This window comes from Paenibacillus xylanexedens, assembly GCF_017874615.1.
In the GTDB taxonomy this organism is placed as follows: domain Bacteria; phylum Bacillota; class Bacilli; order Paenibacillales; family Paenibacillaceae; genus Paenibacillus; species Paenibacillus xylanexedens.
The window spans coordinates 1-23048 of sequence record NZ_JAGIKV010000008.1 but is presented as its reverse complement, the minus strand read 5'-3'; the positions used below and the strand labels follow the sequence as shown (position 1 = coordinate 23048).

Genomic DNA, 23048 nt, shown 5'->3' with positions numbered 1-23048 from the left:
AGATTTTGCCGAATTTTCGTTCCAAGCCAGGAAGTTTTACGCAGGCGTGCCGGGGCACGTCAAGGGAAAGTGACGTAGCAGGGGGCGAAAAGGCGGTAAAAGATGCACTTCAGAGTTTTGAGACACGCCCTAATAAGCGGATGCCGATAAAATCGGTATTCCTATTGAATCTTTCATGGCAGGAGGCTGAAAGAACGGTGAGAGCCATTGTGATCGATGATGAGAAGCCAGCGCAGCTTCATCTGGAGCGACTACTACGAACGGACGGACGAATTACACCCGTGCAATGTTTTTCAACAGCTCGTGATGGTCTTCATTTTCTGGCAAAGGAACGTGTAGATGTTGTATTTTTGGACATTGGAATGCCGGAGATGAATGGCCTGGAAGCGGCTGAATATATACAGCAATTGGATCAGAGTATTCGTATTATCTTTGTTACGGCTTATGCGGACCATGCAGTGGAAGCATTTGAGCTGCATGCACTGGATTATGTACTGAAACCGGTCAGCTCGACCCGATTGGCCAAAACCGTTGATCGAATCGCGGGCATAATGTCGCATAATTCTCAAGTTGCAGCCACTGCAGAGGTACAGGGATCGGAACCTGAACCTGTGGAGTTGGATACTGAAGTTCCGGGGCTGCTTACGTTCAAACATCTGGATATCTACAGAAGCTTGGATCAGGGTGCCAAGAAACATAAGTGGCGCACAACCAAATCACAGGAATTGTTTGCTTTTTTGTTTCATCACAGGGAAGAATGGGTAAGCAAGGAGATTCTGCTGGATAAGCTATGGGGTGATGTTTCCCAGGAAAAGGGATTAACCCATCTACATACTTCCGTGTACCAGATTCGAAAGCTGCTTAAGGAATGGAACATGACAGGCAAGCTGGAGTACAATATGAACCGTTATCGTCTGTTATCAGGCAATCTGGTAAGTGATGTGGATCAATTTGAAAAATCCATGGTTTACCACGTCATCACATCAGACAATGTCGATGACTTGAGGCATATGATTCCGCTATATCGTGGTGATTATCTGGAAGAACATGATTATCGTTGGGCACAGGCCAAAGCAAGGGAACTCAGACGCAAGTATACAGGGCTGGTTATGGATATCGCGAGATGGGACATGGAGCATGGTCGTGGCAAGGAAGTGATTGAGCAATTAACGATATTGCAGGAACGGGAGCCTTATTCGGAAGAGATCTGTCGACTCATGATGGAAGTGTATGCATCCATGGATGATCAGCAAGGCATACTTCGTTTATATCATTCATTTAAATTGACATTGAATGAGGATCTGGGACATCAGCCGGAACCGGAAACAAGCAGGTTATATCAGAACCTGACGGACAAATAAACGTATGTAACTTAAGTTCAGACAGGAGGGTGAGGCATGAAGCTATTCATACACCGCAAAGACTTGCGTACGGATGATCTGGCCGCATTTGATTATTTGCGGGAACACCAAGAAGAGAGTGTGCATGTTCTCATCTATGATCCATTCCTCCTGCGGCAAGGCCGAGAGAAGGAACACAGCGGTGTGAATTTCAGGCAGCATGCAGCGGAATTAGGCAGACAGTATGTTGAAGCCAAACGAAAACTGCATGTTGCTTACGGCAAACCGGCTGAAGTGGTTGAATTCATCCTGAACGAATTCAAAGGCGAGATTGACGAGATTGTGGTGCATCGGGAGATGACGCCATATGCAATCGAGCGGGATAGGGCCATACGCAAAGTTAGTGAGGCGCACGAGGTTTCGTTCACACAACTGACGGATCATCTGCTGATGGATCTGAATGGATTTGCCAATTTTACAGGCAAGTCGGAGCCTTATAAGGTATTTGCGGCTTTTCATCGGAGGTGGGTGGAATTCATGAATGAACATCCCAACCCTCCTTCGGCAACAACGGTTGCAGAGTTGAAGGTGAGTGATCGTCAGATTGAATGGCCGGATGCAATGCAGGTACCTTCGGAGTTGCTGGAGGGCAGTGGTTCGAATGACGAGGACCCGCATCTGCTGTTGAATCAATTTTTGTCGGATCGAATTGCTGAATATGGGGATCATCGGGATGAATATGAGGCGTACGAGCCAAGTCATCTCAGTTCTTACGTAGCTGTGGGGGCTGTATCCATTCGCAAAATGTATGATGCGGCGAATCGCACGGCTGAGGCTGGGGAATGGATCAGGCAGTTGTGCTTCCGCGACTTCTATCTGTATCGAGCAGTCTATGAGAGTCACTATTTTACATATGAAAAGGTGTACGATCTCTCGTCTCTCCATGATGATCACTTTGAACGGTGGTGCAAGGCGGAGACAGGCATTCCGATTATTGATGCAGCCATGACGGAACTGAATGAAACCGGACATATGCCAAACCGGCTGCGGATTCTCACGGCGATGTTTCTCACCAAAAACCTGCAATGCCCATTCACCTTGGGTGAAACCTATTTCAGGCGCAAGTTGCGTGACTATGATAACATTCAAAACCGTGGTAACTGGTTATGGTGTGCCTCACTTGGTGAGAATGCGGCCCCGTATTTTCGCGTGAATAATCCGGTAACGCAATCCGAGAAGTATGATCCGCAAGGTGATTATATTCGCAAGTGGTTGCCTGAATTGAAGGATCTGCATAGCAAGGACATCCATCAGCCGCGCAAGGATGCCATTGTGGATCTGAAGGCATCGAGACAGGCAGCTATTGACGTGTATAAACAGATTCTGGCGAGTCGTGGGAAGTAGACTCAGTCAGGGGCGTGATGATGTTCAAATCCAAATTTACCATTCTCATCCGGTTGATCCAATATTCATTTGGTTGAGAGCAGGATGTTCCACAGACCGCGTACTCGCGGTCTTTTTTACATATATAGACATGAAAATAGTGTGAAATGTGTTGAAAATTTAGGAATTGTTAAGAAAATGGACTATCCATCTTAAGCATTATGGCTTTTAATAGTAGAGAGCTTTATTGTATTAAGTCATATCTGACCTATTGACGAACACATTAAGGAGAAACGTAAACATGAGTGAAACACTGAAAAGAGAGCGAATTCCAGAGCTGAATCTGGTGCGTGCCCTGGCAATTATCGGCGTACTCAGCGTGCATTCTACGTCCTACGCGACGGTGGACATGACGGGCTCAGGCTACTACTGGCTGTACAACTTTATTAATATCTTTATGAAATATGGTACGCCAACCTTTATTTTTATGAGCAGTTTCGTATTGTTCTATAACTATTATTCCCGTCCGCTGGACAAGAAACTCGTGAGTAACTTCTACAAGAAAAGATTTGTGTATATTTTGCTTCCGTATTTCCTGTTTTCATTGATGTATTTTGTGTTGCTGCATTTCACGCATTATCAGGGCCGTCCGTTTAATGAATCGGCAGTAAGTTTTATCACGAAATTGTTTACAGGTAAGGCCTATACACATCTGTACTTTGTGTTTATTAACATGCAATTTTATCTGTTATTCCCATTGGTGTTATGGTTGCTTAAGAAGTATCCTTCTGTGGTGAAATGGTCTGTCCCGATTGGACTATTGATTCAATGGGCATTCATCGTAAGTAATAAATATGGATTCCAGGTACCCAACAAGGGAAGCTGGGCGTTCTCATACTTCTCCTATTTCATGCTGGGTGCTTTTATCGGGGTATATTTCCCTAAAATCAAGCAATGGTTTGTCATCAGTCGGGCCAATGCAACCAAAGGACGCGTAGCTTCATGGATTCTGCTCTGGGCGGTATGGATCATTGCTGGACTTGGCCATGTGTATATCTATTACCTGCTGCGTCTGAAGATCGCAACATATAACACACTGTGGTATGAATTCTTCTGGAATGTGCATACCTTTGCTTGTGCGCTGGTGCTTATCCAGATTGCCTATCTGCTCTATCGCAAAGGGCCGTCACTTATCGTCAAGCCGCTGAATCGGCTTGGGGCATTGTCCTTTGGCATCTATCTGATTCATCCATTCTTCCTGCTTGTGTATCGGAATTATCCACCTCAAACAGGAGTATCGTGGTTAGTGCATCTATGGTATGCCGGAGGATTCGGTGTAGCTCTAATCGCTTCGTGGATCGTCGTTGGATTGACGGCAAGGTTTGTTCCATATGCATGGGTCATCTTTGGCAATCTGCCAAAACCCAAACCACGTCTGGTCCCACAACAGAACTCGGGCCAACTGGACGCTTGATAAGATGTATTTCCAACACAGGAATAATAAACCGCTTCTTGGTCTACCTTAGGGGAGAGCAGGGAGCGGTTTATTCGTCTATACAGATATGCTGGATGTGGGGAACGAGTGTTTCTTTTTCATGTATGCGGGGTAATCATAAGGCGGAACGATAATACATTATGGATGACAGGATTAAGGTGAATATAATGACAACATGCGAAAAATGCGGGAGACCGATGCAAGATATATTGGAATATGTGGAACACATTCTTCACGAATGCAGTGAACAGACACAGGAGTACAACTCGAAAGACTATCAGGCCTATGGCCATGAGGGTGTTCACGAGCAGATGTGATACAATAGAAAGAAACCGGATTCATACGGAACCGAGGTGACAACATGGAGACGGGGCCAGCCCCTTTCCGGCAAGGAAAGACGGAACAAGAAGCGCGACTGAGCAAAACGTGTATGTATTGCGGACAACAGCGGCCGATGTCCGAATTCCGGCGCAGAACCGGAAAGCGGGCAGGTCCCGGAGCCAGGCGTGGAGCCTGCCGCAGCTGTCGCCAGCTTGGTGGACAGGCTGACCACGAGTCAGGTTCAAGCGTGAGCGGACGAACGAATGAACGGATCGAGCATCAACGGGATGGCTTGGAGACACGTGCTGTTACTGCCAGACCCTCTGCATCTGCGAGAAATGAGGCAGGTCGTACCTCCCATGGTATGGAGCAGGTATCTGCTACGGTGTCTGAGTCTGAAAGAAGTCTGGTGTCTCAACCTTCAGTAGAATCGTCATCTTCGAATGACGATGAACATGCTGACTTGGTGACTTCCTCCCCCTCTTCTTCGGGTATTCGGAAGAAGAGGAGAAGACGGAGAAAGAGCAAGCGATCAGAGAGCATAACGGGCAATGAGCTGAGAGAGACGAGTCTGGAGCATGATGGTTTGGCAGGTGAGGTAGGAGATGAGCCACAGCCAGGTGAGCACTGGCGTGGGGAAGAAGGGCATTCGCGGGGGCATGCTGCTGCGAATGAGAAGGGCAGTGCACAGCGGGCAGGCGCGCGAGCTGCCGCTGCAGTGCAGGCCGCCGAGCAAGCTGCGGCGGCCCAACAAGCTCTGCTGCCGGCTGAGCCGCAAGGCCCGGCAGCAGAGCCCATGGCTGCGGATCAACCGACCGCAGCCAAACGCAAGCGCAAGCGGCGCCGCAAGCGTGCTGCCGCGCTCGCGCCCGGCGCAGGGCAGGCCCGCAGCGTAGCTGCTGAGGCCCATGCGCCGGCACTGAGCGACCGTGGCGATGCCACCACGGTCGCTGCACCTACGGCGGCGGAGGCACAGCCTGCCGCCGCCGGGCGCGAGCCCGGGCAAGCGCCGGGGGCTGCTGCGGAGGCAGGGCCTCCTGCGCCCGTGCGCCAGCCTGGCTCGCCAGGGTCCAAGCCGCGCCAGGCGCGTGCGCCCAAGGCGAGCGGCGAAGACGCTGCCCGCGTTGCATCCGGGCAGCGACCCGCGCATGCCAGCCGCAGCCACGGGGCTGGCACGGATGGCCGTCCCCGCCGCCAGACCCCGTCGGCCCCGGTAGCCATCGACCCGGAAGATCCGGCTTCGCTCCGGACCAACCGGCAAGGCATGGTACGGATGAGGGGCAAGACGGACAAGGGCAGACGTTGGCATCAAGAAGTGGACATGGAGCTTGCGGCCACGCTGGTCAAGGAAAAAGCAGCTGTGGTGGTCAATCGGTACACGATTCGCCGATTGTTCAGCAACAAGGATTTCAAACGGTATATTCTGACCCGGGATCACTACACTTGTTACTTCTGTGGATCGTATGGAGATACGATTGACCATCTATTGCCGCGTGCCAAAGGTGGACATACCACCCCGCTCAACTGTGTCTGCGCCTGTAATCTGTGCAACCAGTCCAAAGCAGCGATGGATGCCGAAGAGTTCATGCGTTCCGGTATTCCCGAATGGAATGCTGCCCATCAGGCAGAATTGATTGAACTGGCCATGCAGGAAGCGCAACTGGAAGAAGGATAAATGCCCCCGAAGATGGAATTGGGGTTTTGATATAAAGAGCACACCAAGACCACAGAGGTCGAGGTGTGCTTTTTTGATTTAATTCTGATTTGGGTGGGAGGTGAGTTCGCTGTGCAATAATTTCTTCAAATTGACAACGGTGTTCATCGAAGATGTACGTTATACTGGGAGGGAGTTGCTAAAGAAGCTTCATCATCCATATGAATGATGAAATGTATAGTGAACATCAAACCTAAGAACTTAGACTGTATAGATTGGATGGATGCAGATGACCCCGGCAGCATTGGACATTATGTCATATATTACGGAAGAAAATATTCGTTTCTGGCTGGAGAAGTTTCGCTCCCTGGGCCCGTTACCGGGAATTTTGCTTACGTTTATGAAATCATTTGTACCGCCACTTCCAACGCTATTAATTGTAGGCGTGAACGGTGCGGTATACGGTCTGTGGGCAGGGTTTTTATATTCATGGATCGGTATGGTCCTCGGTTGTACCGTTACGTTCCTGATCGTACGGGAGATCGGGAAATCCGCTTTTGTAGAGCGATGGGCACGCAAACCCCGTGTGCAACGCAGTATGGTATGGATTCGAAGGAATGCATTCAGTTATGTTTTTCTGCTGAGTATCTTCCCGGTAGGTCCGTTCGTCATTATTAATGTGGCGGCAGGTATCGCACGAATGCGATTATTATCCTTCTTGCTTGCGGTGGGCTGTGGTAAAGCGATCATGATCTTCTCAGTTACGTATATCGGTTCCAATGTGGAACAATTTCTGGAGCACCCTGTACGCTGGGTAGGCGTATTGCTGTTCATTGCGGTATCCCTGTGGGCAAGCCGCAAACTGGAGCGACATTTTACCCGTTCATCGTCAGATGGTGAAGAGCTGCATGATCTGAATCAACCCGGTGGAAAATCAATTTCCTCATAAATGTAAGAACTATCAGTGCGCAGAATTGATTCTGACAATATTGACGTTGGCAGGAAGGAGGATCAGCATGATTGACGATATCTTTGCATTCAGTCGAATGTTAAATCGCATGAATGAAGATGAACTTCGTTCATTACTGCGTGTGCTCTACATGAAATCAGAACTCGTGGTCAAGCGGCAGGCAGAGCAAGGAGAAAGAGTAGATTTCGCGCAAACAATGCAATCTCTGTTTCGGGATTTGGATACACCTCTGGATCTGGGTAGGCTAGAGCAACAGGCTTTGGCCGAGGTCGAGAAGCCAAATGAAATTCATATCACGTTTGGAGACTCACCTCTAGGTAGTCTAAAAATGGGGATGAGTACATTACCTGATCAGGAAAAACGGAGTTTTTTCTCTATGGATGATGATGATTATGCTGTGGGTCCGTTGGGTGATCTCACCCGGCGTGCAGACTTGCAACGCAGGCATCTCTGGCTGACCGAACGAATGTGTCTCAATGACCGTGAGGCATATGGCATGCATGAACTGGAATCATTATTTGAGCTCAACGCCACAATACAGTCCTTTGATTCCAAGACGTCGATCATTATCTGGTATGCGAATAATGCACGGGAGAAGACGGGACTACTCTATGCCATGTATCTATTGCGGAACACCGGGAGTCCCATATATCTTATCGAAACGAGTGGCTTATATAAGCAATTATTTGATAAACCTGAAGTTCAATACGATGTGCTCCACACAGGCGAGATTCTTCCGGAAAAGCTTCTGGCGATGTGGCACGTTTGCTCTGAGCAAGAGCCATTGTCCAAGCAAGAGCGCCGCCAACTGGAGCAGGATTGGCTGGAACTTTCGGTACAGCCTGGGCTATTACGTATGGTGGAGAATGGCGTGATTCGGAGCTTAACTGAAGATGCTTTGGACGAGTACATTATGCAGAAGGTGAGGGAACTGACACCGAACTGGGAGTCAGGCAAGTATATCCGAGCAGCTCGTATTGTGGGTGAAGTGATTGGTACAAGTAGCCAGCATATAAGTGATGCGTTTGTGGAGTACCGTCTACGACAACTGGTGCTGCAAGGCCAACTTGAAATGGATGGAAAGCCACTTGCAATGAGGTATTACAGTATTCGGCTTGCCGGGCGCTGAAAGGGATTGAATTATCTTCATATCTATTATGATTTCTTACCATTCCAGATTTCTAGTAGCGGTCCGTGCTGCCCATAGACCGGATCGGTATCCGGGATTGGGACCTTTCGGATTTCCTGAAGAGCCTTGGCACGATCGTCTTCCTCACCTGTGCGTGTGTTGTAACTCATACCGCCAGGATAAGCACCGGCAATACGAAAATCAGTACTGGACTCCAGACGTTTATGCCCTGTTCCAGCGGGAAGCACGACAACGTCGCCTGTTTGAAGGTAAACTTTCTGACCATTTTCTCCACCTAAAATCAGTTTAACGAATCCACTCACCACAGCAAGAGCCTCATGAGCATTACTATGATAATGATGATAGTTGAACACACCATTCAACCAGCTATTTCCCCATCCATTACGGTTCAGCAACGATTTTGCGTGAAGGGCCTCTTCAGCCCATACGTTCTTATACAAAAGCACAGGCAGGGTCGGATGATTGGGAATTACACCGTCATCCTGAAAGAATAACGTCTCTATGTCCTTTTTCCGTTCATTCATCTCACATCACCTCCCTATAAATTACCCGATAACCTCAAGGACGAACAAAAAACAATTGTAAAATGATACAAAATGTATCATTTTAAGGGTATACTCAGTACATAAACTCTCTTCAATGCACTCGTTGTATAAATCGCAAGGGGGAATCGTGTGTGAACATTGTGATTACAGGGGCTTCTGGATTTGTGGGATTTAATCTTTCACAGTATTTGGCGCAAAAGGGGCATCGAATTACCCTTCTGGATCGGGATGATTATTGTCAGAGGCTTGTTCATATCTCTCCTCTGCATGAGATGGCGTTCATCTGTTGTGACCTTGCATCAGACCGGATTCATCTACCTCCAGGAACAGATTACATTATCCATCTGGCGGCCATGCCACACGTGGATTATTCGTATCATCAGCCAGGGGAAGTCTTCCGCAATAATACACTCAGCACACAGTCTGTCCTGCAATATGCTACGGAACATCACATTCCAGTCTTGCTGGCTTCATCCGTTGAAGTGTATGGCGGCGATTGGGGCAGAGTTTATCACGAATCAGATCCGTATGCACCCGTCTCTCCTTATTCCGCGTCCAAAGTCGCGTGTGAAATGCTGGCTCACTCCTATGCTCAATGTTACCAGCTTCCAGTCAAACTCTTTCGTTTGACCAACCTCTATGGTCCATGGCAGTTGCCAGACCGTATTATTCCCCGAAATTTTGGTCGGATGCTGGACGGACTGCCTCTGGATATCCAGGGATCGGCAGTGCGTGATTTCTTGTATGTAGATGATGCCCTCCGGGCCATTGAACAGATCATGCTGAAAGGCAAAGACGGACAGGTCTACAACATATCAACAGGGCTTGGAACAACCATGCAGGAGATCGGGGAGATATTGAAACCAATGGATCGATCCGTAGCTGCTGTAGAGATTCGGGAGCAAGAACCAACCCAGTCCAGAGGGTCCAGTCTGGTCGTACATTCAGGCAGATTGCGAGCGGAATTGGGTTGGTTACCACAAACCACGTTGGAAAAGGGATTGGAAAAAACCTTCCGTTGGTATCGGGAACATCCCGAATGGGTCAGACAGTTCAGCCGTGAATACCATACAACAAGGGAAACGCGCAGTTTCATTATCGATATGGCAAGATACGCAGTTCCAGCAGTATAAAATGCACAAAAAAAGCCAGGGAAGGGTGTATTGAGTAACACCTTCCTTGGCTTTTTTGCGCCTCCGTCTCATTTTCGAATTTCATCCGAACACGGACGGTCAGGCTATTTTAAAACGATCTATTGCACGAAATCTTCGTGCTGTTGGACCTCACATTAAAAGGATCTAGTGATGATCTTTTTTAATGTCGGCAATTTTATCCTGTACAGCACCTTTGGCTTTGTCTTTTTTACCCTCAGCCTGAAGGGATCTGTTGTTGGTTGCATTACCGATCTGATCCTTCACTTCGCCTTTGGCTTTATTTACGCCTGCTTTGATTTTGTCGCCAGTTGAATTACTCATATCGAACATCTCCTTCGTTTCTGGTGTAGTCCTTATTAACCGGGATGTCCGCATTCTAAACGCAATGGCTTTGTTCCAAGTTTTGCATTCGTAACGCAAGAGGTTCATACTTGAAATAGAAAAGATGTCTCAATGATGGAATAAGGCTGAGCCCAACGCTGCATAATAACGACAGTGACCAATTTCGTTGCATGAAAATTGTGATATTGGAAAACAATTCCTGAAATTTTGGATAAACGAATCCTTCCTTGTGTACATATCGCATATCTGGTCATATGTGATCTTGTCTTCATACCACATGTGGTAGGAATACGGATCTTGGACAGGAGGATCGACGGCGTTAGCTTGCCTTCATGGGTTGACAAAAAAATCGATTTTGTTACAATGTTCACAATATCTTCACAAGTGTAAAAAATTTCTTTTTCATGTTCATGTGTAAGAGGTGTAATATAAGGGTATAGAGTTCGGTTTCGGCCTGCTTGTCGTTTTGTGCGTCAACACATGTTGTCCGCAATAGATCCAAGATACAATGCATGATATGGGAGTGGCCCTGAGCTACGCTCATCCTATTGTGTGAAATTTGGTACATTTAGATGTATTCGATGTATTTTGTGGTTCGGCTCTGCTTGACAGGCATCATGAAAGTCGCGGACTTCTATCCCAAAGTAAAGGAGGACTTTCTCTTATGTCACAATCGCCTACTCAACAAGAGGTGCCAGTTACAGAAGGTGCCAACGTTTCCGAGCGCCAGTCCTTGGACGTTCTGGATCAACTGATGAAGCCTGAGGTACAGGAGTCTTTAACCGTTCTGGTGGAGAACCTGCCTAAATTGGCTGAAATGGTTACTGCTATGACAAAAGCTTATGACTTTGCACAAAGTGTAGCAACAGACAAAGTTCTGATCAGCGACACAATGAGCGCAATGGGCGAGTTCGCTAAGCCTGTTGTAGACAAAGCTAAAGGTGTAGCTTCTGCTGCTATCGAAGCCAATGACCGTGCGCAAACAGAGCAAACTTCAGTTGGCTTGTTCGCTATGCTGAAAATGCTTAAAGATCCAAACGTACAACAATCGCTTCGTTTTGCTCAATCTTTCTTGAGCATCTTGAACGAGCGTCAACAACCGAAACGTTAAGACTTAGAAGAACGGAGGATGGATATGTCGAAGCAAATTTTGATCTTGGGTGGAGGATACGGCGGTCTGTTGACTGCATTGACTGCGCGTCAATACTTGTCTCCGGAAGAAGCGACAATTACTGTCGTGAACCGTTACCCTACACACCAAATTATCACGGAACTGCACCGTCTTGCAGCGGGAAGCATTGCTGAACAAGCAGTTGCTCTTCCACTCGAAAAATTGCTGCGTGGCAAAAACGTGAACTTGAAAATCGATACGGTGGATACAATCAAGCCGGACGAGAAAAAAGTTCTGATGACCAGCGGCTCCACATACTCTTACGATGCACTTGTCGTTGCCTTGGGCAGCGAAACGGCATTCTTCGGAATTCCGGGATTGCAAGAGTACAGCTTCACGCTCAAATCGGTTAGCGATGCAAACCGTATTCGTGCACACGTTGAAGCGCGTCTTGATGCTTACAAACAGTCCGGCAACAAAGCAGACGCTACGTTTGTTATTGGTGGCGGCGGCTTGACTGGTATTGAGCTTGTTGGCGAATTCGCTGACCTGCTTCCTGCAGTATGTCAAGAAAAAGGGATCGATTTCAAAGAAGTATCCCTGCACACGGTTGAGGCAGGTCCTTCCATCCTGGCAGGATTCCCGCCAGAGCTGGTTGAGCGTGCTAAATCAAGTCTTGAGAAACGTGGCGTTAACTTCATCGTTGGCGTAGCGATTACTGAGATGAAAGAAAACGAAGTTCTGCTGAAAGACGGCAGCTCCATCCCTACGAGCACGCTCGTATGGACAGGTGGCGTACAAGGCAACGTGGTTGTTGCTAACAGCGGAATTGAAGTGGATCGTGGCCGTGCGAAAGTTACGGAAGTTCTGCAATCTACTTCTCACAAAGACGTGTTTGTTGCTGGTGACAGCGCAGTGGTCTTCCCTAGTGAAGGCGCTCGCCCGTACCCTCCAACAGCACAATTGGCTTGGCAAATGGGTGAAACCATCGGTCACAACTTGGGCGTAATGTTCAAAGGTGGCGCAATGGAATCCTTCACACCAGTATTCTCCGGTACGCTGGGAAGTCTGGGTCGTAAAGATGCTGTCGGCATGATCGGTGGCAACCAGACTCGTCTGAAAGGTCTGCCTGCAACCATGATGAAAGAAGCAAGTAACATCCGTTACCTGGCTCATATTCACGGTTTGTTCGCACTGGCTTATTAATCTTAATGCCATTCAAGGGCGCCCTTTTGGGCGTCTTTTTTGGTTGTAACTTTTATAGAGAATTGCAGATATCCAGATGTAAATGGGCGCGGCAGAAGTGGTCGATGTGAGGTGGCGTATAAACCACCTAGGGTATATGGCATATTAATGGGACAACGGAAGACTTCACATTTCATAGATGTACTGAACGGGCATGGACATGAAGCCGGCGCTTAGAAGCGCCGGCTTTCGTTTAAATTATAGGATGAGCATCTTTAAATAAAAGGAACGGGGAGCCGCAACAAACGGTCCGTTCAACTGAGAGGAGAAATGACGTATGAACGTTTTAGTTATAGGAGCAAATGGACAAATCGGTAAGTTTGTGGTGGAGCAGCTGGTACAGGAAGGCAAACATAAAGTAACGGCCATGATCCGCAAACCGGAGCAGGCGGACGCACTGAAGGAACTCGGTGCCGATGTGGTGATCGGTGATCTGGAGGGTAGTGTTGAGGACTTGGCTGAGGCAATGAAGGATCATAATGCCATTGTGTTTACGGCGGGTTCTGGCGGATCTACCGGTCAGGACAAAACACTGCTTATTGATCTCGACGGTGCGGTCAAGACGATGGAAGCCGCAGAGCAGCAGGGAATCTCCAGATATATTCTGGTCAGTGCGTATGGCGCAGATCAACGGGAGAAATGGTCAGAGTCCATTAAGCCTTATTACGTGGCGAAACATTATGCGGATCGTGTGTTGTTCGCAAGTGATCTCAATTACACGATTATACGTCCAGGTGGTCTCAAGAATGAACCGGGCACAGGCAAGATTGCAGTTGGAACCGATCTGGAGCCAGGAAGCATCCCGCGTGAAGATGTAGCCCGCGTAATCGTGGCTTCTTTGCAGGAAGAGAAGACGTACCGGATGGCCTTTGATCTAATTGCGGGGGAGCATCCGGTTGAAGATGCCTTGGGCAAATTGTAGATGTTATTGTAAGATAACGGGAGAATGAAATGATGGGGATGAGGGGGAGCGCTGCATGAACGAAGCCGTGCTGGTCATAGAGGATGAGCCCAAAATAGCACGTCTGCTGGAACTGGAACTACAGTATGAGGGATATCAGGTGGGCAAGGCTGGTAGTGGAACAGAAGGACTGGAGAAGTATGCAGAAGGACAGTGGGATCTAATTCTGCTTGATGTGATGTTGCCTGGTCTGAGTGGAATTGAAGTGTTGCGGCGAGTTCGGGCCAAAGATGCTACGGTTCCGATCATTATGCTCACTGCCAAAGATTCTGTAGAAGACAAAGTATCCGGCCTGGATCTCGGAGCCAATGACTACATCACCAAGCCGTTCCAGATTGAAGAGCTACTTGCCAGAGTTCGGGCTGCATTGCGGCTTAGTGTAGTGGCGTCTGTTGTTTCTTCCGCTTCTTCGTCTACACCTGCTGATATGGGGAATGACTCTTCAGGGCATAAGGAAGAAGCTGAGGCGGGCTGGTTGACGGCTGCCGGGTTGAAACTAAATGAAGGAACGCGAGAGGTATCCCGAGATGGTGTGGCTATTGAGCTTACTCCACGTGAGTTCGACCTGCTCGTGTATCTGCTTCAGAATCAACGTCAGGTGCTCAGTCGTGACCAGATTGTGCAGGCCGTGTGGGGATACGATTATTATGGAGATACCAATGTGGTGGATGTGTACATCCGTTATGTGCGCAAAAAGGTGGATAACGGATTCACACCGCCCTTAATACATACCGTACGGGGCGTTGGATACGTCCTGAAGGAACAGTTATGAGCCTGCGCAGTAAAATCTACGGATATTCGTCTGTATTATTTGCTGTGCTGTTAATCGCGGTGAACCTGTCGGTCTACATCGTGTTTGAGCGGATGTCGATTGATAACGAGGTTAATCGGGTGGAAGCGGAAGCGGAGTCTATTGTCAAAGGAGTGCGTCAGTCTGCCGGCTCCATTCCGCCGGATGACTTGTTGCGGGCCTACGCGCCTGTGAACGGCATGCTTCGGATTGTTAATGAAGACGGCACCAGTTCCCCGGTGACGACAACAGCAGCTTCCGAGCAGCTGAGCAAGCTGCCCTATAAGTACGAAAGTGAGAAGAAATCGGAGTATACCCAGGTTGAGCAGATTGGTTATGTGTGGGTATCAGTCCCGGTCATCTGGCCTGATGGCGAGGTGGTGAATGTACAGGTCACCGAGAGCATTGCAGAGACGGAGAATCGTCTGTCTGTACTGCGAACTGTGCTTGTGGCGGTCACGATTGTTGCTCTCATCCCAGCCATTATCTCCAGTCGGATTCTGGCGAACCGGATGACCAGACCGATTCAGCAGATGACACGCACGATGACTGACATACAGTCCAGCGGACAATTCAAGCGTCTTCCACTGGAGGAAGGATCGAAGGATGAACTGAAAACGATGGGACAGACGTTCAACCGGATGATGGATCTGCTCGAATCCAACTTTGAGCGACAGGAGCGATTTGTATCCGATGCATCTCATGAGCTCAAAACACCGCTGACCATTATTGAGAGCTACGCTAGTCTGCTACAGCGGCGAGGAAAAGAGCGGCCCGAGGTATTTGATGAAGCGGTGGAAGCGATTCTGTCCGAATCGGTTCGCATGAGAGAGATGACCGAGCAACTGTTACTGCTTGCAAAGCAGCCAGAGCAGTGGAATGTACAGTTGGAGCGTGTGGATATCACAAGACTGGCTACAGACTCCACACGTGCGTTTCGCGAAGCCTATCACCGCGAAGTCCGGTGTGAAGATCCAGGTCCAATCTGGGCGATCAGCGATGAGAGCAAGCTGAAGCAGCTTTTGTTTATTTTGCTGGATAATGCCCGGAAGTATAGTGAAGATGCAATTGAAGTCAGGCTGGAAGCCAAGGGGCAAGAGTGCCGTATTCGGATCGTGGATACCGGGATTGGTATGCGGGAGGACGAGCTGGAGAAGGTATTTGACCGATTCTACCGGGTTGATCCGGCCAGGACACGCAGCTTAGGCGCAAGCGGTTCAGGTCTGGGATTGTCACTTGCCAAAGAGCTTGCAGGGGCAGTTGGAGCACGGATCGAACTGACCAGCACCGAGGGTGAAGGCACCGAGGCTTCAATTATTTTGCCTTTATCGGTTCAGAACGGGCCGCTCTCATGAAATTCTCATTCTTCTCTTATATACTAAATAAACTGAACTAAAGATTGTTCACACTGACACTACGATGACAGAACAACCTTCCAATCGCTGTTATCCCCAGATTTTTTTGATTCCCTTTTCTCAAGGGGAAAATCCGGGGATAGCGTATGCTTCCGATGTAGCTTTCTTTCAGAAAGCTTTTAGGCGAAGTGTATGCTTTCGAAGTAGCTTTCTTTCAGAAAGCTTTTAGCTTCGCTTTTTCAGGTTATTTCTGTCCTCTCCGTTACTGTGTAAAAGATTAGTTCATTTTATGTAGTAGCCATTGGTAACTAAACTCCAGACCGAATATATAACAGATGAACTCGGGCTATTGGGAGAGTTATAAGGGGGAAACGTGATGACAGAGCATGAGCAGCGACCACCGGAGATGAAACGGCATGAACAAGGGAACATTGGATGGGCGAAATCGCGAAGGTCACTCTGGTGGGGTGCAGGGCTTCTCGTTGTGCTGATTGTGGCAGTTGTGGTGTGGTGGAAGCCTTGGCAATCAACTGGTGCGGTACTTACGGCAGATGCGGCAGCACAATCGGTGCTTGATCAATATCCAGGAGAGATTGTAAATTCGACGTTGAAGGAAGGGACGTATATCATGCAGCTCCGTTCGGAGACCGGCCTATATGATGTGCAAGTGGATGCCGTTACAGCTGCTGTGAATTCCATTAAACGGCTGGAGTCGAACCCGCAAGCGGAAGAGAAGACGTTATGGAGCCGAGAGCAGATCAAGACGGCGTTGTTAAAACAACAAACAGATAACCAATTGGTCTCGCTTGAACTTGTGGAGCAGCAAGGCAGTCCGGTATACACCGCGGTAGTGAAGGCAAAGGATAACAGCCGAGAAGAACTCACGATTGATCCATACACGGGAGAGACGATAGCTTCCAAAACAATAGCAGCCCCGACAACTGAAACAACCAAGGATGATCCCAAACCTCAGTTTCTGAGCGAGAAACAAGCCAAACAGAAGGCACTTGCGGAGGTTCCGGGGGAAGTGGACGACATCGAACTGCGTGGAACCAACAGCGGGAATCCATATTATCTGGTTGAAATTGATTTGGAGGATGGCCGGGAGGCTATTGTGCAAGTGAATGCCATCTCAGGAGCAATTCGTTCGGTGACTTGGGATGAGGACGATGATTAACATGTTACAAGGAACACATTAAATATAGTGTTAAACTGCTTTAGAGAGATGATTCCTAGTTTAGGGGTCATCTTTTTCAATTAGATGAACAATGAATACCTGTTAAATGAGCATTCTCTTCATTTTCTCATCAAATTCTAATCTAACTCTCGCTGATCTCTCATTCCTGCAGGTTATTCTATAAATGTAGACGAGAACGAAAACAACAACAACGAGGAGATGAATGATGATGATGAACAAACATAAACTTTGGATTGGTAGCTTGTCAGCAGCAGTATTACTTGGTGGATCGGCCGTAGCGGCTAGCGGGAATGTGAACGGACAATCGGTGCAAACTACACCAACGTCAACAACACAATCTGTAACACAGAATCAGAACAGCACAGGTGAAATGCTGAATGCATCACAAGCGAAAGCGTTGGCGTTAAAAGCAGCCGATGGTAAAGTGGATGACGTGGATCTGGAGCGTAGAAACGGCCAAACGTTCTATGAAGTTGAGATCGACAGAAAAGGAACCAATGATGTTGTCGTTCGTCTGGATGCTTATACAGGCAAAATTCTTGCGGTTGTGAATGATGAAGACTACGATGATGACGACGATTATAAAGGTACTGCAACAGGCAACACGTCCAATAACTCTGCTTCCAAGCAGGTCAAATTGACGGCAACCCAAGCTTCAAACATTGCGTTGAAACAAGTTACGGGTGGCAAAGTAACCAAAGTCGAGCTGGATCATGATGATGGTCGCTATGTGTATGAGATCGAGCTGAGAACCGCTCAAGGTGAAGCAGATGTAGATATCGATGCCAACACAGGTAAAGTGTTATCGTTTGACCAGGATTTTGACGACCAAGATTAAGCAATAAGGGCGAGTATACGCCGATAAAACATCATATAAAAACCTGCCTATGAACAGCCGCACACAGCTAGAGATCGTTACATCATGGAGGGGCAGGGCAGGTATAGCAGAGGACGCTTCGGGGGAAGCGTCTTTTTGCTGTTGATCGAGAGAGCGGATTATAAAATTGTACATCTTCCGCCGGATTGTTCACTATTCGAGCAGGAACGTGGCGGATACAATCGGAATCAGGGAGGTGAACGCTCAGCCATTATTGCCAGGAATTCTATTGCTGAAATGCATCATCGATCGGAGGCAGATGAGACATATCGATTTTCTTTTATGTAAGCGCTTCACAAAAAACATGGAGGTGCATTACGATATGGCTATGAACGATGGATGGTTGAAAAAGAATACACATTCACGTCGCTTTACCCGGCGCTTAAGTTATCTGCTTGCTTTGGTTTTGGCGCTGCAATCAATAGGGATGCTGCTCGCACCCGGACCGAATGCTTCAGCTGCTCCGCTCAGTGTAACGAACGGGATACAGTTCAAGGATACCAATGGTAATGTCGTTCATGCTCATGGGGGCGGGATGATCAAGGCAAATGGGTATTATTATTGGTTTGGGGAGAACCGTAATACGAATGGAACGTTCAAGGCCGTATCCGTGTATCGTTCATCGGATCTGAAGAACTGGGAGTATCGCAATGATGTGCTCACCAGCAGCTCGGCAGCCGAGCTAAATATCTCCAACATTGAACGTCCAAAAGTCATCTATAACAGTGCTACCGGCAAATATGTGCTGTGGATGCACAAGGAGAATGGTCTGGATTATGGCGAGGCCCGAGTAGCGGTAGCTACTTCGAATACGGTTGATGGCAACTACACGTATGTGGGCAGTTATCGTCCACTTGGGTATGATTCCAGAGATATGACGGTGTACAACGATAACGGAACCGCTTATCTGATCTCCGCGACCCGAGTGAATGCAGATCTGAATATATATAAGCTGACCCCAGATTTCCTGGGTGTTGAATCCCTTGTCACAACACTATGGCCCGGACAATATCGTGAAGCACCAGCCCTATTCAAAAAAGACGGTGTCTACTTCCTGATTACCTCAGGTGCAACCGGCTGGAATCCAAATCAGGCCAAATATGCGACAGCCTCTAGCATTACAGGCACATGGAGCGGCCTAAGCAATTTTGGAGACAGCACAACATATGGTTCTCAATCCACCTATGTTGTTCCAGTAGAAGGTTCACAGACCACATCCTATCTCTACATGGGTGATCGCTGGGCTGGTGCATGGAGCGGACCTGTGCAGGATTCCAAGTATGTTTGGCTGCCCCTATCGTTCCCTAGCGCAACCAGTCTGGCGATGAACTGGGCCAGCAGTATTACGATTGATACAGCAACAGGGACTGTGACCGGAGTGAGTACACCGGATGTCTGGGACCCGAATGCTTCATATCAGCTGATTAGTCGTAAGAGTAACAAATTGCTGAATGTCATCGGGGGTTCTTCCGCCAACGGTGCGGATCTGGAGCAGCGAGCAGATGGGGGGATGACAAGTCAACAGTGGCAGATTACCGATGCGGGTGGCGGTTATGTCAAAATCATCAACCGTTCCAGTGGCAAGCTAATTGGCGTGGAGAATGGTTCCACGAACGACGGGGCTGTCATTGAACAGTGGAATGATGGTGGCTGGGCCAGCCAGCAATGGCAGCTCGTCAGTGTAGGTGGTGGTTATTATAAACTGAAGAACCGCAGTACAAGCAAGGTCTTGGACATCTCCAGTCAATCCCTGGCAGATGGGGCTGCGGCCATCCAGTGGACGGATAATGGCGGCACGAATCAGCATTTTCAGATTGTTAAGGTGCAATAAGACGTTTTAGATATTATAAAATAAGGTTCAACATAAAGTGGAAGCCCTTGTCTCTTACCATAAGGTGGGACAGGGGCTTTGTGCTGTATTCACGCATGTTACGTGATGCTTTTACTCGAAAGGGATATCCAGCTGATGGCTCATATCGTGACCTATTTCCGATCATTACCATCCCAATCTGTGGTAAACTAGTAGAATTGTAGAAAAAGATAGAGACAGGAGCTGGATAACGAAGTGAGTGAACAACAAGTGCTATCCATTGAAAGCTTGCGTATGAGATACAACGGACGTTATGTGTTGAACGGCATCGATCTGGAAGTGAATCGCGGTGAGATGATTGGATATATTGGCCCAAACGGGGCTGGCAAAAGTACAACGGTTAAGATTTTACTCGGGCTGGTTGAAGGATATGTAGGCACGGTGCGGATCTTTGGTAAAGATATTGCGGATGGGGATGTAGAGTATAAGCGCAGAATCGGCTATGTTCCGGAGGTGGCGGAATTGTACGAACAATTAACGCCTGCGGAGTATCTGACTTTTACGGGAGAGTTATACGGTATGTCCTATGCAGATGCGGATTACAAAGCCAAGCTATTGATGGATTGTTTTGGGCTGGAAAAATCATATCATTCCCGCATTGCATCCTTTTCCAAAGGTATGCGTCAGAAAGTGCTGTTAATCTCTGCGCTGCTGCATGACCCGGATCTGCTATTTCTGGATGAACCACTCAGCGGATTGGATGCCAATAGTGTGATGGTGGTCAAAGAGATTTTGTCACAATTGTCAGCCAAAGGCACAACGATCTTCTATTCGTCACACATCATGGATGTGGTGGAGAAGATCAGCAGTCGAATTGTACTGATCGCTGAAGGACGCGTGGTGGCAGACGGTACGTTCAAGCAGCTCCAACAGCAGTCCATGGAAGGGACGTTGGAGGAAGTATTTAATCAATTGACAGGCTTCAATGAGCACAAAGCCATTGCAGAGCGATTTGTATCGATTGTGCAGGAGGTGTACTGATATGGAGGAATCCTCCGACTTCCGCACACTCAAGATTCTGGATCGCTTTCGTCCGATTATCGCCAGAACAGGGGCGGATTATGATGTGCTTCGCCTGATTTTGCGGGTGAAATTCCAGATGGATCAACGCAGAGTACCTACCATTTTGTCCAACAATTCAGGGAAAAAGGAGCGCAAGGAAGGGAATCAGTTTCTTCGATCCCTGTGGTTGTATGGATTAATGGGACTGATGATGGTTCCCTTCATCGTCTGGGATACGGGGCATTTCATGCTTCAGATGGGCCTTGTGTTTGGCATATTAATGTTTATGATCATGACGTCCATGATCTCGGATTTTTCCTCTGTGCTGCTGGACATTAGGGATCGAAATATCATTATGACCAAGCCCGTTAATGGACGAACGGTGGGTATGGCCCGAGCCATCCATGCGGGCATATATCTGCTATTACTGACCGGTTCATTAACCGGTATACCGCTAATTGCCGCGTTGGTGACGCATGGGATCGGATTTTTTCTGATTTTCCTTGTAGAACTGATTCTGATCAATATGCTGATTCTGGTGACAACGTCCTTGATCTATCTGTTCATGATGAAGTTTCTGGATGGTGAGAAGCTGAAGGATATGATCAATATGGTACAGATTCTGCTTTCCGTGGGGATTGCAATCGGTTATCAGCTGGTCATCCGTTCGTTCAGTATTATTGATTTTGGTATGGTATTTACCCCGGCATGGTGGCAGTTGCTGTTGCCTCCGTTATGGTATGCGGCCGCATATGAATGGTTGTTTGCAGGGGGCGGGAATGTGTGGATCTATACGTTCACAGCACTGGCAGTCTTGGTTCCTGTGGTGAGTATGATCGTATATGTGAAGCTTATGCCTTCCTTTGAATTGTATTTGGAAAAAATGGCACATTCGGGTCAGTCCTCCGGACGCAGACGCGGAAGATGGGATCGTTTGATCTCCAAGGTGGTCAGTCGTTCCAGAGAGGAGCAAGCATGCTTCCGTCTGTCAGCCAGCATGATGCGTAATGAACGGGAATTCAAGCTGAAGGTGTATCCATCGCTTGGTTTATCATTTGTTTTACCTTATGTATTTTGGTTTACCGAATTGCAATCTTCTACTTGGGCGGAGTTTAGACAAAGTTCGTTTGTATACACCTTTTACATCGTGCTGATGCTGGTTGTAACGGTGGTGGTCATGCTGAAATTTTCGGGACAATACAAGGCGTTCTGGACCTTTCGCGCTGCACCGATGGCGAACGATAGCGCGTTATATAAAGGCGCTCTGAAGGCTTTCTTATGCAACATGTTCCTGCCTATATTTCTGGCAAATGCCATTTTGTTTACCTGGACATTTGGATCACGGATACTGCCGGATATTGCAATTATTATGCTGACAGCTACGGCGCTTGTCCCACTGGCAGGCAAATTGTTGCTGCGTAAGCCGCCGTTCTCCCAATCCTTCAGTATGGCACAGCAAAGTGATGGCTGGTATGTATTCGCCGCCCTCCCTGTGCTTGCCATGTTATGGGGAGTCCATGTCTTTTTCCGCTCGGTGTCAGGGGGCGTATGGATCTATGGTGCGCTACTGATCGTAGCGAATGTGTTGCTGTGGACGCTGCTGTTTCGAGAGAAGAAGACGGCGAGGAAGAGGTCGGTTGCTGTTTGAGAAGTTGCAGCAGAACTGAAGAATAAAAGAGTAAAAGAAGGAAAGAAAAGAGGTGGATTACGTTGAGAGGGACGGTTTACAAGAAAACTTAATGTAATCCGTACAGAGAGCGATTGGAAAAAAATGAGCCAAAGAATCAAGGAATCAAGAGCAAGAGTAAGAGCAAGAGCAAGAGCAAAAGCGATAAGGGATTAGAAAGTAGAAGGACGAAGTGATAAGAGCCTAGAAGAGTTAAGAGTGCTAAGAAGAACCAAGAAGGGCTAAAAAGAGCTAAAAAGAGCTAACCGGGACACTTACGTCTAGGTTAGCTCTTTTTGATAGGTGATACTACCCCAAGGAAACCTTCGCCGCAGCGCTTACGAACCTGAGACAACCTATTCAGGGTGAAAATCTGAAATATAAATTCTAACGAACCTCAGGAACGCTATCCTTCGGAAAAGTAGCTATTTAGCTTGAAAAAGAACCAATCCAGGCACAATAACGTGCCTAAGATTTGTTAGATATTAGATTCATGCTAAAAGGACCAAATAGCGTGTATCAGGTTCGTTGCTATGAACGTTTTTGTCAAGCCCATCACAAAATGCTGCTTTTCGCCGAAGCCCTAAGCGCGGGAGTCCATATGCGAGCGACGGTTGGC

20 protein-coding genes are annotated in these 23048 nt (G+C 47.9%); 18 read left to right on the top strand and 2 right to left on the bottom strand.

Translation table 11 applies throughout. The features are described from left to right. Positions 1-5 precede the first annotated feature (5 nt). The 6 genes from J2Z28_RS12165 to J2Z28_RS12140 all read left to right on the top strand — a co-directional run bounded on the left by J2Z28_RS12165 (position 6) and on the right by J2Z28_RS12140 (position 8292). On the top strand, positions 6-1361 hold the full coding sequence (locus J2Z28_RS12165; RefSeq protein WP_244988253.1) for a response regulator: 1356 nt from the start codon (positions 6-8) through the stop codon (positions 1359-1361). Positions 1362-1397: 36 nt separating this feature from the next. Beyond that, on the top strand, positions 1398-2744 hold the full coding sequence (locus J2Z28_RS12160; RefSeq protein ID WP_211082702.1) for a cryptochrome/photolyase family protein: 1347 nt from the start codon (positions 1398-1400) through the stop codon (positions 2742-2744). Positions 2745-3024: 280 nt separating this feature from the next. Next, entirely contained in the window at positions 3025-4197 is a 1173-nt protein-coding gene (locus tag J2Z28_RS12155) for an acyltransferase (RefSeq protein WP_211082701.1), read from the top strand. Positions 4198-4579: 382 nt separating this feature from the next. Then, the gene (locus J2Z28_RS31790) at positions 4580-6214 is read left to right on the top strand and encodes an HNH endonuclease (RefSeq protein WP_415841447.1); all 1635 of its coding nucleotides are present in this window, start codon (positions 4580-4582) and stop codon (positions 6212-6214) included. A 268-nt stretch (positions 6215-6482) separates the two neighbouring features. Continuing rightward, positions 6483-7142, top strand: a complete 660-nt coding sequence (locus J2Z28_RS12145) for a TVP38/TMEM64 family protein (protein WP_211082700.1) — start codon at positions 6483-6485, stop codon at positions 7140-7142. 67 nt (positions 7143-7209) lie between these two features. Beyond that, the gene (locus J2Z28_RS12140) at positions 7210-8292 is read left to right on the top strand and encodes a DUF1835 domain-containing protein (RefSeq protein ID WP_211082699.1); all 1083 of its coding nucleotides are present in this window, start codon (positions 7210-7212) and stop codon (positions 8290-8292) included. 26 nt (positions 8293-8318) lie between these two features. Here J2Z28_RS12140 and J2Z28_RS12135 read toward each other — a convergent pair whose 3' ends face one another. Beyond that, positions 8319-8837 (bottom strand): cupin domain-containing protein, encoded by a 519-nt coding sequence (locus J2Z28_RS12135; protein WP_211082698.1) that lies wholly within the window; start codon positions 8835-8837, stop codon positions 8319-8321. 152 nt (positions 8838-8989) lie between these two features. On the opposite strand from J2Z28_RS12135, the gene J2Z28_RS12130 reads away from it, so the two are divergent. Further along, complete coding sequence (locus J2Z28_RS12130; protein WP_211082697.1) at positions 8990-9991, top strand: NAD-dependent epimerase/dehydratase family protein; 1002 nt, start codon at positions 8990-8992, stop codon at positions 9989-9991. Between the two features lie 165 nt (positions 9992-10156). On the opposite strand, the gene J2Z28_RS12125 is transcribed toward J2Z28_RS12130, so the two are convergent. Beyond that, positions 10157-10333 (bottom strand): CsbD family protein, encoded by a 177-nt coding sequence (locus J2Z28_RS12125; protein ID WP_074092719.1) that lies wholly within the window; start codon positions 10331-10333, stop codon positions 10157-10159. Between the two features lie 685 nt (positions 10334-11018). On the opposite strand from J2Z28_RS12125, the gene J2Z28_RS12120 reads away from it, so the two are divergent. The 11 genes from J2Z28_RS12120 (at position 11019) to J2Z28_RS12070 (ending at position 22411) form a co-directional block, all read left to right on the top strand. Further along, positions 11019-11465: a DUF1641 domain-containing protein gene (locus J2Z28_RS12120; RefSeq protein WP_017691658.1), complete on the top strand. Its 447-nt coding sequence runs from the start codon at positions 11019-11021 to the stop codon at positions 11463-11465. Positions 11466-11489: 24 nt separating this feature from the next. Continuing rightward, positions 11490-12671, top strand: a complete 1182-nt coding sequence (locus J2Z28_RS12115; RefSeq protein WP_211082696.1) for an NAD(P)/FAD-dependent oxidoreductase — start codon at positions 11490-11492, stop codon at positions 12669-12671. Positions 12672-12987: 316 nt separating this feature from the next. Further along, entirely contained in the window at positions 12988-13632 is a 645-nt protein-coding gene (locus J2Z28_RS12110) for an SDR family oxidoreductase (RefSeq protein WP_211082695.1), read from the top strand. 55 nt (positions 13633-13687) lie between these two features. Then, the gene (locus J2Z28_RS12105; protein WP_211082694.1) at positions 13688-14443 is read left to right on the top strand and encodes a response regulator transcription factor; all 756 of its coding nucleotides are present in this window, start codon (positions 13688-13690) and stop codon (positions 14441-14443) included. Then, positions 14440-15816: a sensor histidine kinase gene (locus tag J2Z28_RS12100; protein ID WP_211082693.1), complete on the top strand. Its 1377-nt coding sequence runs from the start codon at positions 14440-14442 to the stop codon at positions 15814-15816. Before J2Z28_RS12105 ends, J2Z28_RS12100 begins: the two co-directional genes overlap by 4 nt. Positions 15817-16192: 376 nt before the next feature. After that, entirely contained in the window at positions 16193-16993 is an 801-nt protein-coding gene (locus J2Z28_RS12095; RefSeq protein ID WP_211082692.1) for a PepSY domain-containing protein, read from the top strand. A 229-nt stretch (positions 16994-17222) separates the two neighbouring features. Further along, complete coding sequence (locus J2Z28_RS12090; protein WP_211082691.1) at positions 17223-17852, top strand: PepSY domain-containing protein; 630 nt, start codon at positions 17223-17225, stop codon at positions 17850-17852. Positions 17853-17987: 135 nt separating this feature from the next. Beyond that, on the top strand, positions 17988-18179 hold the full coding sequence (locus J2Z28_RS12085) for a hypothetical protein (protein WP_211082690.1): 192 nt from the start codon (positions 17988-17990) through the stop codon (positions 18177-18179). Between the two features lie 34 nt (positions 18180-18213). After that, positions 18214-19722, top strand: coding sequence for an RICIN domain-containing protein (locus tag J2Z28_RS12080; RefSeq protein ID WP_244988252.1), 1509 nt, complete (start codon positions 18214-18216; stop codon positions 19720-19722). Positions 19723-19956: 234 nt separating this feature from the next. Then, on the top strand, positions 19957-20742 hold the full coding sequence (locus J2Z28_RS12075) for an ABC transporter ATP-binding protein (RefSeq protein WP_211082689.1): 786 nt from the start codon (positions 19957-19959) through the stop codon (positions 20740-20742). 1 nt (position 20743) lies between these two features. Continuing rightward, positions 20744-22411: a hypothetical protein gene (locus J2Z28_RS12070; protein ID WP_211082688.1), complete on the top strand. Its 1668-nt coding sequence runs from the start codon at positions 20744-20746 to the stop codon at positions 22409-22411. Positions 22412-23048 lie beyond the last annotated feature (637 nt).

What these genes read in the sequence shown, in the direction of transcription:
- J2Z28_RS12160 (WP_211082702.1), top strand. Translation starts at nt 1,398, where the DNA reads ATGAAGCTATTCATACACCGCAAAGACTTGCGTACGGATGATCTGGCC.
- J2Z28_RS12155 (WP_211082701.1), top strand. Translation starts at nt 3,025, where the DNA reads ATGAGTGAAACACTGAAAAGAGAGCGAATTCCAGAGCTGAATCTGGTG.
- J2Z28_RS31790 (WP_415841447.1), top strand. Translation starts at nt 4,580, where the DNA reads ATGGAGACGGGGCCAGCCCCTTTCCGGCAAGGAAAGACGGAACAAGAA.
- J2Z28_RS12145 (WP_211082700.1), top strand. Translation starts at nt 6,483, where the DNA reads ATGACCCCGGCAGCATTGGACATTATGTCATATATTACGGAAGAAAAT.
- J2Z28_RS12140 (WP_211082699.1), top strand. Translation starts at nt 7,210, where the DNA reads ATGATTGACGATATCTTTGCATTCAGTCGAATGTTAAATCGCATGAAT.
- J2Z28_RS12135 (WP_211082698.1), bottom strand. Translation starts at nt 8,837, where the DNA reads ATGAATGAACGGAAAAAGGACATAGAGACGTTATTCTTTCAGGATGAC.
- J2Z28_RS12125 (WP_074092719.1), bottom strand. Translation starts at nt 10,333, where the DNA reads ATGAGTAATTCAACTGGCGACAAAATCAAAGCAGGCGTAAATAAAGCC.
- J2Z28_RS12120 (WP_017691658.1), top strand. Translation starts at nt 11,019, where the DNA reads ATGTCACAATCGCCTACTCAACAAGAGGTGCCAGTTACAGAAGGTGCC.
- J2Z28_RS12115 (WP_211082696.1), top strand. Translation starts at nt 11,490, where the DNA reads ATGTCGAAGCAAATTTTGATCTTGGGTGGAGGATACGGCGGTCTGTTG.
- J2Z28_RS12110 (WP_211082695.1), top strand. Translation starts at nt 12,988, where the DNA reads ATGAACGTTTTAGTTATAGGAGCAAATGGACAAATCGGTAAGTTTGTG.
- J2Z28_RS12105 (WP_211082694.1), top strand. Translation starts at nt 13,688, where the DNA reads ATGAACGAAGCCGTGCTGGTCATAGAGGATGAGCCCAAAATAGCACGT.
- J2Z28_RS12100 (WP_211082693.1), top strand. Translation starts at nt 14,440, where the DNA reads ATGAGCCTGCGCAGTAAAATCTACGGATATTCGTCTGTATTATTTGCT.
- J2Z28_RS12095 (WP_211082692.1), top strand. Translation starts at nt 16,193, where the DNA reads ATGACAGAGCATGAGCAGCGACCACCGGAGATGAAACGGCATGAACAA.
- J2Z28_RS12090 (WP_211082691.1), top strand. Translation starts at nt 17,223, where the DNA reads ATGATGAACAAACATAAACTTTGGATTGGTAGCTTGTCAGCAGCAGTA.
- J2Z28_RS12080 (WP_244988252.1), top strand. Translation starts at nt 18,214, where the DNA reads ATGGCTATGAACGATGGATGGTTGAAAAAGAATACACATTCACGTCGC.
- J2Z28_RS12070 (WP_211082688.1), top strand. Translation starts at nt 20,744, where the DNA reads ATGGAGGAATCCTCCGACTTCCGCACACTCAAGATTCTGGATCGCTTT.